This window comes from Embleya sp. NPDC055664, assembly GCF_053618075.1.
Map to the genome: position 1 here is coordinate 283755 of NZ_JBSHGZ010000004.1, position 12085 is coordinate 295839.

10 protein-coding genes are annotated in these 12085 nt (G+C 69.5%); 7 read left to right on the plus strand and 3 right to left on the minus strand.

Going from position 1 to position 12085, the window contains the following annotated elements:
• Positions 1–11 precede the first annotated feature (11 nt).
• The 3 genes from ACWGR4_RS09085 to ACWGR4_RS09095 all read left to right on the plus strand — a co-directional run bounded on the left by ACWGR4_RS09085 (position 12) and on the right by ACWGR4_RS09095 (position 3715).
• The gene (locus ACWGR4_RS09085) at positions 12–1787 is read left to right on the plus strand and encodes a CDGSH iron-sulfur domain-containing protein (protein WP_452131784.1); all 1776 of its coding nucleotides are present in this window, start codon (positions 12–14) and stop codon (positions 1785–1787) included.
• A gap of 203 nt (positions 1788–1990) precedes the next feature.
• Positions 1991–2866, plus strand: a complete 876-nt coding sequence (locus ACWGR4_RS09090; RefSeq protein WP_452131785.1) for an SAM-dependent methyltransferase — start codon at positions 1991–1993, stop codon at positions 2864–2866.
• 126 nt (positions 2867–2992) lie between these two features.
• The gene (locus ACWGR4_RS09095; protein WP_452131786.1) at positions 2993–3715 is read left to right on the plus strand and encodes a hypothetical protein; all 723 of its coding nucleotides are present in this window, start codon (positions 2993–2995) and stop codon (positions 3713–3715) included.
• An 18-nt stretch (positions 3716–3733) separates the two neighbouring features.
• On the opposite strand, the gene ACWGR4_RS09100 is transcribed toward ACWGR4_RS09095, so the two are convergent.
• Positions 3734–5020: a lysine N(6)-hydroxylase/L-ornithine N(5)-oxygenase family protein gene (locus ACWGR4_RS09100; protein WP_452131787.1), complete on the minus strand. Its 1287-nt coding sequence runs from the start codon at positions 5018–5020 to the stop codon at positions 3734–3736.
• 414 nt (positions 5021–5434) lie between these two features.
• Here ACWGR4_RS09100 and ACWGR4_RS09105 point away from each other — a divergent pair, with 414 nt between their 5' ends.
• Positions 5435–6079 carry an FMN-binding negative transcriptional regulator gene (locus ACWGR4_RS09105; protein WP_379998242.1) on the plus strand — a complete coding sequence of 215 codons (645 nt, stop codon included), beginning with the start codon at positions 5435–5437 and terminating at the stop codon, positions 6077–6079.
• Between the two features lie 141 nt (positions 6080–6220).
• On the opposite strand, the gene ACWGR4_RS09110 is transcribed toward ACWGR4_RS09105, so the two are convergent.
• Positions 6221–6790, minus strand: coding sequence for an LmbU family transcriptional regulator (locus ACWGR4_RS09110; protein WP_379998244.1), 570 nt, complete (start codon positions 6788–6790; stop codon positions 6221–6223).
• A gap of 1590 nt (positions 6791–8380) precedes the next feature.
• Here ACWGR4_RS09110 and ddaH point away from each other — a divergent pair.
• From ddaH to ACWGR4_RS09125, 3 genes are all read left to right on the plus strand, one after another.
• Positions 8381–9226: a dimethylargininase gene (gene ddaH / locus ACWGR4_RS09115; RefSeq protein WP_452131788.1), complete on the plus strand. Its 846-nt coding sequence runs from the start codon at positions 8381–8383 to the stop codon at positions 9224–9226.
• A gap of 257 nt (positions 9227–9483) precedes the next feature.
• Positions 9484–10047 carry a sigma-70 family RNA polymerase sigma factor gene (locus ACWGR4_RS09120; protein ID WP_126635762.1) on the plus strand — a complete coding sequence of 188 codons (564 nt, stop codon included), beginning with the start codon at positions 9484–9486 and terminating at the stop codon, positions 10045–10047.
• Positions 10044–10898, plus strand: coding sequence for a zf-HC2 domain-containing protein (locus ACWGR4_RS09125; RefSeq protein WP_452131789.1), 855 nt, complete (start codon positions 10044–10046; stop codon positions 10896–10898). Before ACWGR4_RS09120 ends, ACWGR4_RS09125 begins: the two co-directional genes overlap by 4 nt.
• Before the next feature lie 66 nt (positions 10899–10964).
• Here ACWGR4_RS09125 and ACWGR4_RS09130 read toward each other — a convergent pair whose 3' ends face one another.
• Complete coding sequence (locus tag ACWGR4_RS09130) at positions 10965–11666, minus strand: transcriptional regulator (RefSeq protein WP_379998250.1); 702 nt, start codon at positions 11664–11666, stop codon at positions 10965–10967.
• Between the last annotated feature and the right edge of the window lie 419 nt (positions 11667–12085).

Here is a 12085-nt window from a genome sequence, read left to right on the forward strand (position 1 = left end):
GGCGGAACCCCATGACCGGCGCGCCGATCCCGAGCCGGTTGCGGTCGCTGCTGACCCGAGCACACACCCTCGACCACGCGCTCACCCGCCGGATGACCGACGCCGACGCGGGCGAGCCGCTGCGGGACACGGTGATCCGCCCGCTCGCCGAGGCACTGGCCGAGGTCGGCGGGAGCGCCGTCGGGCCGGAGCCGGTCGACCCGACGGCCGCCGACGCGGATCCGGCCGGCCTCGTGCGCGCCCTCGCCGCGGACGTCACCCGGCTGCGCGCCGAGGTCGACCCCGAGCCGCCGCTCGGCGTGCAGGAGGCCGCCGCCGCGCTGCAACACCTGGCCTGGCTGTTCGCCGACGAGGCCGATCGGGTCGCGCTGGTCGAGGAGTTCACCGCGCTCCAGGCCGGCCTGCAGAGCCGGATCGTGGTCGCGCCGAACGGCCCGTATCTGGTCACCAATGCCACGCGCGTCACCGACCGGCTCGGCGAGCCGATCCCGGTACTGCCGCAGACCGCGCTGTGCCGGTGCGGCGAGTCGACCACCAAGCCGCTGTGCGACGGCAGCCACGCCCGCAACGGGTTCACCGGCGCCAAGGACCCCGGCCGCGTGCCCGACGAGCGGCGCACGTACCCCGGCGCGCCCGTCGCGGTCACCGACAACCGCGGCATCTGCGCGCACTCGGGCCTGTGCACCGATCGGCTCTCCACCGTCTTCCGGCACAAGGAGGAGCCGTTCGTGGCGCCCTCGGGCGACCGCATGGACGAGATCGTGCGCACCGTGCGGGCCTGCCCGTCCGGCGCGCTCGACTACCTCATCGACGGACAGTCCCCGCCGCCGCAACCGCGCGACCCCACGATCGAGGTCTCGCAGGACGGCCCGTACCGGGTGACCGGCTCGATCGCGCTGGTCGGCGCCGACGGCGAACCGGAACCGCGCGGTCCGGGCGCCCCGACCGAGCACTACAGCCTGTGCCGGTGCGGCCATTCGCAGAACAAGCCGTTCTGCAGCGGCATGCACTGGTACGTGAACTTCGCCGACCCGCCGCGCTCCGAGGAGCCCACGCTCTACGAATGGGCCGGCGGACTGCCCGCGCTGACCCGCATGACGCACATCTTCTACGACAAGTACGTACCGCAGGACCCGCTGCTCGGCCCGCTGTTCGCCCGGATGGCACCCGACCACCCCGAGCGGGTGGCGGCGTGGCTGGTCGAGACCTTCGGCGGCCCCAAGCTGTACACCGAGCAGTACGGCGGCTACGACCACATGGTGGGCGAGCACGCCGGCAAGGCCCTGACCGAGGAATGGCGCACCCGCTGGACCCAGTTGATCGGCCGCGCCGCCAACGACGCGGGCCTGCCCACCGACGCCGAGTTCCGCGCCGCGTTCGTCGCCTACGTCGAGTGGGGCTCGCGCATCGCGGTGGAGAACTCCCAGCCCGGCGCCCGGCCGCCGGCCCACATGCCCGTACCCCGGTGGTGGTGGGTCTGCGGCGCCACCCCCGGCGCCCGGGTCTCCGCACTGGCCCCCGTCGCGACCGAGGAGACGACCGAGATGCCCCTGCCGACCGAAGAACAGCCGATCGGCTTCGCCGAGCACATCAAGCCGCTGTTCCGGGAGATGGACCGCAAGTCGATGAGCTTCATGTTCGACCTGTGGTCGCACGACGACGTCAGCGCGCACGCGCAGGCGATCCTGGCCCGGCTGCGTCAGGGCAGCATGCCCTGCGACGGCGCCTGGCCCGCCGACCGGGTGGACGTCTTCGCCCGCTGGGTCGACGAGGGCACCCCGGCGTAGCGCCGGTATACGCCGGTGCCGGCGGTCCGCGCCACGGGGGCCGACCGCCGGCACCGATCGTACTCGCCCGGCACACCGGCCGGTTGCCGACCGGCCTCGGGTATGTCCCGGTTCCTCGACAGCGGTTGCCCGTCGACCCGAACCGCGAACGTCCCCGGTACGCTCGGCGCACGTACGGAATCTGTGGTGCGGAGGCAGGCGGCGTGACATCCATACCGGCGGGGCACGCGGGCGAAGGCGACGAGAACGCTTGGCGGTTGCCGCGACTCGACGAGATCGAGAGCGGACTGCCCACCCGGATCGACACGACCGTTCCGCATACCGCCCGGATCTACGACTATCTTCTCGGCGGCAAGAACAATTTCGCGGTCGATCGGGCCACCGCCGACGCCATCGTCGCGGCGATCCCCGACCTGGCGGTCAGCCTCCGGCTCAACCGGCTCTTCCTGCGTCGCGCCGTGCGCTACGCGGCCCGCCGGGGCATCCGTCAGTTCCTGGACATCGGCACCGGGATCCCCACCTCGGGCAACACCCACGAAGTGGCCCACGAGATCGCCCCGGACGCCCGGGTGGCCTACGTGGACAACGACCCGATCGTGCTCGTGCACGGCCGGGCGCTGATGACCGACGCGGATCCGGGCCGGACCACGTTCACCCAGGCCGACCTGCGCGCGCCCGAGGACATCCTGTCCGCGCCGGAGGTGCTGGAGGTCATCGACTTCGAACGGCCGGTGGCGCTGATGCTGGTGGCGATCCTGCACTTCATCCGGGACGACGAGAAACCGCACGACATCGTCGCCCGACTCCGCGACGCGCTGCCCTCCAAAAGCATGCTGCTGCTCTCGCACGCCTCCTTCGACGCCAACCCGAACCAGGGCCGCAAGGGCGCCGAGGGCTGGAAGAACGCCTCCGCCGAGATGACCATGCGCCCCTACGCCGAGATCCGCGCCATGTTCGCCGGGTTCGACCTGGTCGAACCCGGATTGCGTACCCACTGGAACCCGGACGGGGAGCCCGAACACCCGCTGGACGAGGTCGAGAACGTCTGGGGCTACGGCGCCGTCGGCATCAAACCCTGACCCTCGCGACACCGCGCGGGCCCGCGTGCGCGGCGATCGACGATGCGGACGGGCCGCCCGCGCCCGACGGGATCCGACCCGCGATACTTACCCGTCGGATTCCCGGGTTCGCAGGCAAGGAACGTCGTGTACACATCCCGAATGGCCGTGACCGCCACGGCGGTCGTCCTCTGCTGCGCCGCGCTCGCCGGCTGCGCCGGTGTCGGTGACGCGCTGGAGTCCAACGTCGACCGGGACGCGCGGGACCTGGTCCGCGAGTCGGCGAGTCTGGTCCGCGGCGCCGACGACATCCGCATCGTCGGCGACCAGGTGCTCACCTCCACCAGGCGCGTCGACTTCGACCTGTGTGTGCGCGAAGGCCGGGACTACCGGGGCTCGTTCGAGATGAACGGGCGCCCGGGCGAGGCGATCGTGGTCGGCGGGAAGTCCTACCTCAAGGCCGGCGCCGAGTTCTGGGAGTGGGCCGGCACGAGCCTGCCCGACACCGCCGCGAACAGGCGGACGTACGCCGATCGTTACGCGATGCTCGCGTACGACCCGACCAATCCCCTGGACACGGTCGGCGTGATCTTCGAACCCGGCGTCGACGGCTACACCAAGGGCGAACCGGTCACCATCGACGGCCGTACGCTGATCCCCCTCACCCGGGTCGACGGGGAGGGGGACGCGCAGGGCCGGCGGCGGTCGCGCACGGTCTATGTGCGGGCGTACGGCAAGCCGTATCCCGTCGTCATCCGCTCCGAGGGCACCCGTCCGCAGAATGCGAGGATCACCCGCAGCGAACGCTCGTGCGTGCCCGCCGCACCCCCCGCGGGCGAGGTCGTGGATCGCCTGCCCGCGGGGAAGTAGCGGCTCGGGTCGGTGACGTCAGCCGTGCAGGGCCTCCGCCGGACGGCGGCCGAGGATCGACTCGGCGATCTCGCCGCTGCGGATGGCGAGATTGGACAGGAGCGAGGAGGTCAGCCCGTGGGTGTGCTCCGTACCGCCCTGGAGATAGATACCGCAGCGCAGTTCGGGCGAGGTGACCAGTCGGTAGTCGCGGCCCACCCGATGCCGGCCGGCCTCGTCGCGCAGGCAGTACCGGTCCAACTCGCCCAGCAGGCGGCTCGGTTCCATCGCCTCGTAGCCGGTGGCGAACACGATCGCGTCCACGTCCAGCTCGGGCGATTCGTCGTCGAGCAACGACAGCAGTGACACGCGCGTCTCGTCGCCCGCCCGCTTGACCTCGTCGACCCGGGTCAGGTTGAGGAAGTGCAACCGCTCGGCCCCGCGCACCTCCTCGTCGTACGAGCGCCGGTACAGGTCGCGGATCACCTCGGCATCGACCACCGAATAGTTGGTGTTTCGGTGGTACTGCCAGAACGCCTCGCGGGTGCGGTCGGTCCCGAAGTAGTACGCGTCGACCGCGTTCGGGTCGAACACCTGGTTCGCGAACGGGGTGTCGTCGGCCACGCAGTAGCCGTACGACGGGATGATCGAGTAGACCCGGGCGTGCGGGAGTTCGTCGTAGAGGAACCGGGTGATCTCGGCCGCGCTCTGGCCCGCGCCGACCACCGCCACGGTGCGCAGCCCGGTCGGGTCGGTCCGGCTGTACTTGTCCAGGAACTCCGAGCTGTGCCAGACCCGTTCGTCGGCCTGGATACCGTCGGGCAGGCGCGGTACCAGGCCGGTGGAGATGGCCACGTTGCGCGCATCGACCGTGCGGGTCCCGGAGCCGTCGCGGATCTCCAGGCGCAGATGCTCGGCCGAGGCCGGGTCGACGCCCCCCGGCAGCCGGATCGCGGTCACCTCCGAGCCGTAGTGCACCCGGTCGGTGAAGCTCGCCTGCGCCCACTCCAGGTACTGGTGGAACTCCTGGCGGGTCGGGAAGAAGTCCTGGTTGTTGACGAACTGCGTGAGCCGGCCCACCTCGTGCAGATACGACACGAAGCTGAACCGCGACGCCGGATTCCGGAACGTGGCCAGGTCCTTCATGAACGAGATCTGCATGGTCGCGGTCGGCAGCAACATATTGCGATGCCAGCCGAACGCACGCTGCCGCTCGAAGAATATCGCCCCGGGTCCGTCCGGGGATCCGTTTCCCCCGGCGCCCCCGTACTCCTCCAGGGCGATGGCCAGGGACAGATTGGAGGGCCCGAATCCAATGCCCGCCACGTCGTAGATTTCATGTGCAAAAGTACCCATAGAATACTCTCTCGCTAGCGTGGCGGCGACAGGGGCTTCGGTAACTTCGACGGGTCGGTCACGGAAACCGGGAAGGGACCCTGATCGGGCGTCCTGGAATTCAGCGGAAAACTTCGTCGAGCGTTGTCGGCTGTTCCCGCATCGCTCGACCGGAGAACCGGGAGAAACGCATTCGGTATTGCGCCGGGAAGCACCGCAGCTTCAACTTAGAGGGGCCGAGCACACCTTTCAAGGGCTCGGTCGCAATGCAGCGGAGTACGCCGTCCTGCCGACGGGACAACACCCCCGCCGGAGCGGCGCCCCGCTCGTATCCATGCCAAGCACTCCGGCTCCGTCGTCGTGGAGCCGCGCCCTGCACCAGGTCACCGAAAGGGTGAGTTCCGGATGTTCGTTCCCGGGCAGTATCGCGAACCGGACGGTTCGTGGATGGTCGAGCTGATCCGCAGTAATCCGTTGGCGCTCGTGGCACTGAACGGCAGCCCCGAGGAAGGGCCTTTCGCCACACACCTGCCGGTGATCCTCGACCCCGAGCGGCACACCGAATGGAGCGACGACCTGGTCGGTGTCACGTTGCTCGGACACATGAACCGGGCGAATCCGCATTGGCGGGCGCTGACCGACGGCTGCACCGTGCTGCTCACCTTCACCGGACCGCACGCGTACGTCTCGCCGACCGTGTACGAGATCACGCCGGCCGCGCCGACCTGGAACTTCACCTCGGTTCATCTGCGCGGCACGGTGGAGAAGATCGATTCACTGGACGAGACGCTGGGCGTGGTGAAGTCCACCGTCCGGGCGTTCGAGAGCGAGCACGGCACCGGATGGGACATGACCGAATCGGTGGAGTACTTCCGCAGCATCGTGGCCGGCGTGGGCGCCTTCCGGATCCGGGTGACCCGGGCCGACGGCATGTTCAAGCTCAGCCAGGAACAACCCGGCGAGGTGCGGGACCGGGTGCAGCGCTCGTTCGACGAGCGCGGGTGCACGCGGCATCGCGCCACGGCCGAGTTGATGAGCCGCCTGCCCTGACCGTGGCCCGACCTGCCGACGGGCCCATGCTCGATCCGGAGCACGGGCCCCTCGGCCCACCGAAGCGGGAAGTCGGGCGGGGGCGTACCGGGCTTCGGGCCGCCCCGCCCGCCCCCGCCCGCCGACCTGCGTCCGGATCGGTCAGACGCCGACGCCGGCCTCCTGCGGCACGCCCTCCTGTACGTCCTCCAACGCGACCTCGATGGCGTCCTCGAGCACCCGCTCGGCGGCGTGGTCGAGCGTCGCGAGCACCCATTGCTCGAAGTCGATCCCGGAGTGTTCGGCGGCCTTGTGCCACCACTGGATACGATCCCCGGGCACCGCGAGACGACGGGTCGCCTCGATCTGCCGGCCGTCGCGCCCCTCGTCCGCTCGCGCGTCGCGGATAGCGTTGCGCAGCTGCTTGGTGGTCCACTTCATCTGTTCCGCGCGATCCAGCCACAGCTCCTGTTCACCGACCGGCAACGAGGCCAGCTCGGCATGATGCTGGAAACTGAGCGCGGATCGCCGTCGATCGAAGTCGAACCTCCTGGAGACCCACGCATAATTCCGGAGCGTCTGGTAGCTTAACCCCGCTGCGCGTATCCCTCGCTGATACAGGTCGGTATAGTGATCTTTTCCGTATACCAACCAGTCGCCGAGCCACCACGACGAGGAATCAAGGATTCCCGAGAGCTTACGCCCGGCTTGCTCCCAATCCTCGAAGGTCATGTCGGCCGGGATTTGCAGACCCACCTTTGTGGTGAGCAATCGTCCGCAATGCGGCGGATGTTCCCTGACAGCTCTTCGCGGGCGGGCGACCACTCCCGGCCCCGAGTGCAGCTGGGCCTCTCTCTCGCGTTCGTGAACTCTCGTCTGGTTCGCCACCATGCCTCCATGTGCGTGCATGCTCGAACAAGCAAATAATGCGCAGGCCATAACCGCTGTTTGCGCAGTGCGTTGCCCCAGGGAGTTCTGCTACGGGGTGTGCCCGATATCCGATCTGCATTCAGTGGACGATCGGCCCCGCCGCGGCTCCGGTGTCGCCGGTCGCCTACGGATCACCCCCACCCGGGTGATCGGCGACACGACTTCCGGAAGCATGCGGCTACACCACGCAGAGGGCGCGGTATCAGGGCCGGACATAGTCGACATGTGTACGAATGCGTGCATCAACGGTTTGCCCCGTTCGCCTCTTTACAGATCCCCGTTGGCGTTGCGGCTGTCGGCGGCACACCCCCGCCGACTCCCGAAGATCCACATTCAGAGTGGTGCTCTTCGGGCCTACCCGAGTAGATCTCAGCAGGTCCCGGAAATCAAGGAACCAACCACCAACACTTCGCGACCGACTGGCTACGCAACTGTTTGGTTGGTGTTCATCGACATTTTGCCGACGGCGGGAATGAATCGACCAACCGGATCGTCCCGCAACCCAACCCGTAGGAAAGGCAATCGGTTGGCCGCAGGCCCGGATCCGGTGTACTCGATCGTTCACTTCAACCATTCTCGCGGGGCGGTCACTATAGACGAAATGATCTGCTCCCCACTCGGCTACTCATGCGTATTGACGTCTTCCTAACGCACCACCCGCAGATATTTACGATGGGACGCAACCCGAGACATCCGATCACCATCCGGATGGTTTTTTCGAACATCAGGTCGAAGCCTCGATCGGCGCCGCGCCGGCGGCGCGATCCGGCCGGCGAACACGCGGGGTGTCGGGGTCGCAGCGGGGTGCAACGAGAGGGGGAGAAGTGCCGGAACGGCCTCGAAGGAGCCGCCGGGGTGTGCGACGTGTCGCGCGCGGGAGCGGGCACGGGAGTCGTGAGGCGTGCTCCGGGGTGCGGATGTGGGTGTGGACCCGGGTTCGGTCATGAGCGCGGGCGTGAGCGCAGGCTCGGTCGTATAGGCGTTCGACTCGGCCGTCCCGGGGTCGATCCGGCGCGCCCGTGCCGGCTCGGCTCCGGGCGCCTCCCCGCGTGACCCGCCGGCCCGGGACCCCGCCCCCACCGCTTCGGGGCTGCGACGCTCGCTTCGGTGGGAAATATGGCCGCGAGTCGCCGGAATGCGCGATTGTCGGTCTCCGGCGCGATCCGTCGTGGAGCCCTTCACGGTGCCGCGCCGACCGAAACGGCGGCTGTCCTGTCAACGGGACGGATATCGGTCGAACCTCGTGCTAGTTTCGATCGGCGGCAATCCCGCTCTTTTCCGGTATGCCCGCATCATCGGGCGCACACCGTGTTTTCCTCCGGTGTCGCACACCGCCGAATTCGGCATTGATTTCATCCCCCGGACACAATCACGGAGAAAAAGGAAATCAACGTGCCCCAGTCAGAGATCGAACGACCCACACACGACAACCGAACGGTTGGATCGCGCCGCTATCTGATGTGCCGGCCGACCTACTTCGACGTCACCTATTCCATCAATCCGTGGATGGATCCGAGTGTGCCCACGTCGGCGGACACCGGTCTGGCCCAGTGGAAACGCCTGCACGACGCCTACGTCGCGCTCGGGCACGAGGTGGCGCTGATCGAACCGGTGCCCGGACTGCCCGACATGGTGTTCTCGGCGAACGGCGCCACCGTCGTGGACGGCCGGGTGCTGGTGGCCCGGTTCCGCCACCCGCAGCGCGTCGACGAGTCCGCCGCCTATCTCGACTGGTTCCGTGCCGACGGCTGGGCCGAGGTCCACCAGGCCGAATACATCAACGAGGGCGAGGGCGACTTCCTCCTGGTCGGCGGGCAATTGCTGGCCGGCAGCGGCTTCCGCAGCGATCCGCGGGCGCACGACGAGGCCCGCGAGTACTTCGGCCTGCCCGTGCTCGGCCTGACCCTGGTCGACCCGAGGTTCTACCACCTGGACACCGCGCTGTCCGTGCTCGGCCCCGACGAAATCATGTACTACCCGGAGGCATTCGACGAGGCCGGCCGCCGCGTCCTGGCCGAACGTTTCCCGGACGCGATCCTGGCCGACGAGGCCGCCGCCGCCACGTTCGGGCTCAACGCGCTCTCCGACGGCCGGCACGTACTGCTCCCGGAGCGCGCCGTCCCGCTCCTCGGTCCGCAGTTGCGCGAACGCGGCTACATCCCCCAGGGGATCGACCTGACCGAACTGCTGAAGGCCGGCGGCAACACCAAGTGCTGCACGCTGGAACTGCGTCGCTGATCGACCGGTTGTCGAATCGGTGCCGGCCGGGCCACCCGAAATGCCCGGATCCCGTCGACGAGACGGCCCTCCGGCCACGCGCCGGCACCGTCGCGGCCACCCCGGACACCGCGTTGCCACCCCGGCGCCATCGATGGCGCCGGGCCGATCCGGCCGAAGCGGGCTCCCGGTTCCCCTAGGGTATTGCCAGTTCCGGGGACGGTGAGTGCGGTTCCGGGGACTCGGATCCCGACTACGGGGTGAGGAGGCCGTCGCGGATGTCCGATGTGGACACACCGGGGTCGGGCCCGCCGGGTGCCGACGACCCGCCGGGTGGCGACGAGGAGACCAGGTTCGTCGCGATGCTCTACCGCGAGTATTCCCGACCGCTGCTCGCGGTCGTCTCGCGCTTGAACGGCGGTGACCGCCAGCGGGCGGAGGACAGCGTGCAGGAGGTGCTCGTCCGCGCCTGGCGCAATCGGGAGAAGCTGGATCCCGCCGCTCCGCTGCTGCCGTGGCTGGTCACCGTGGCCCGCCGCCTGGTCATCGACGAACAGCGGGCCCGATCGGCCCGCCCGCCGGAGGTCGGCGACGAGCCGCTGGCCACGCTGCCCACCGGCGACGAGGTCGACCGCCTGCTGCGTTCGGTCGTGGTCGGCGACGCGCTGGACGCGCTTTCCACATCGCACCGGGAAATTTTGATCGAAACCTTCTTCCGCGACCGTACTGTCAATCAGGCGGCCGACGTACTCGGCATCCCGGCCGGTACGGCGAAGTCGCGCGTGTACTACGCGCTGCGCGCCCTGCGGGTCGTCCTGGAGGAGAGGGGGGTGTCGTCATGAGCGTCCAACCCGAACACGCGGATGTCGGCGCGTATGCCCTCGGACTGCTGGAACCGGCCGACCGGGAGGCGTTCGAGGAGCACCTGACCACATGCGACCGCTGCCTGGACGAGCTGGCGGATTTCTCCGGCATGGCCACGCTGCTGACGGAGCTGCGCGACGAGGGGGTGTACGAGCTGCCGGAGGCGAGGGGTGAACCCGAGCCGACCGGGTCGGCCGTACCCTCGCCGACGGCGGCTCCGGAACCGCCGACGCTGCGGGTGGCCGCTCCGCCTCCCCCGGCCGGTTCGACTCGCTCGGACTCTTCGGCCGGCTCGGCCCCCGCGGCCCGCTCGGCTCCCGTGGACGAACTCGCCACGCGCCGGGCGGCCCGCCGGGCGCCGCGGCGCTCGTTGCTGGTGGCCGCGTGCGCGGCGCTCCTTGTGATCGGCCTGGGCGCCGGCGTACTGACCGGGCGGACCTGGTTCAAGGACGACTCGTCCACCGCGACGCGGGCGGTGCCGGGCGACCCGATGGCGGTGATCGCCGCGAACGGGCAGGTGGTGGGCGCGACCGGGCCGAACGGTGGCGCCGCCGCGCGGATCGCCCTGGAGAGCAAGGCGTGGGGCACCAACCTGGCGCTCGAACTGCGCAATGTCCGCGGCCCGTTGAAGTGTTCGCTGGTCGCGGTGGACAAGGCGGGGAAGGAGCAGCAGATCTCCTCCTGGATGGTGCCACCGAAGGGCTACGGCGTCCCGGGCTCGGAGGCCCCGCTGGTGCTGCAGACCGGGACGTGGACCACGAAGGACAATCTGGCCCGCTTCGACGTACGCACGTCCGACGGGGGCACGCTGGTCAGCGTGCCGGTGTAGCGGCGGCAATACCGATGCCGGTGCCTCGGGACACCCGTTCCGAGGCACCGGCACACCGGACGGGTTCTAGGCGAAGCGGCCCTGGAGCAACCAGACCCCGGGCGCGCCCGGGTCGGCGACCGGGTCGCCGAGCAGGCCCCAGAATCGCTCCACCACGGCGGCCCGCGGCACGTCGGCCACATCCATGCCCTCGGGGAAGACCGAACTCAGCACCTCGAGCACCTCGCCGATGCGCTTGCGGCGCATCCCGATCAGCCGGGTGATGTCGGGCAGTTGCGTCTTCCACCGGCCGACCACGGCCTCGGCCAGCAGGTTCTCCAACTCCGGGCCCACGCCCGACACTTCGGCCAGGCCCTGCATGGACAGGCCGAGCGCGCGGACCAGGAATCCGGTGCGCTCCTCGTCGGCCCGCCACTTGTTCGCCCGTTCGAGCCGGGTGTAGCCCACCTCCCGCATCCGCACCCGGTTGGCGAGTTCGGCGCGGGTGAGGCCGGCCGCGATCCGGTGGTCCTGGAGGTTGGTCGGCCGGCCGCCCATCAGTCGGCTCACGGGCACGACCAAGGACTTGGCGAGGGCGAGCAGTTCGGCTTCGTTCGGGCGTTCCGTACCGGCTTCCCACTGGGCCACGGTCGACGGCATCACCCGCAGCTCGTACGAAGCCAATGTCGCGGCCACACGCTCGCAGGTTAGCGCCATCACCCCCCGTGCGGAGGCGGCTGCGGACGGCGAGAACGCCGGTGGGACATCGAGGTCATTGGGGTCGGTCACGCGGCAAGCATAGAAAGTCCGGGCCGCGACTCCGAGCCGACGTCCGGGTGTTGGGGCGGACCGGCACCGACGGCGAGCCGGACCGACCGGCCATCCGGTCCGGATCGATCGTCGATCGATCGGGTCCGGATGGTTCACGGATGGTATACAGACCGCGCACGGTCGGTATGCACGCTTCTCGCGACTTCCGCGAAGCATCCGAGCGACGTGCCGATCACCCTCCGCACACCGACTCGGGCATAAATCCGGAGAAAGCCCAACACCGTTCCGGTGCGCTCCTGTTCGGCCGTCGAACCGGCCACAATTCGACGCCGAATTTCCCCCGTCCCGAATTGACTAAACATGCCGTCGCCACGATTCTTGCGTGCGGTGGCCCAGGGGTGGGGAGCCCGGTGAACAGGCCCGGGCTGCGGGGGCCG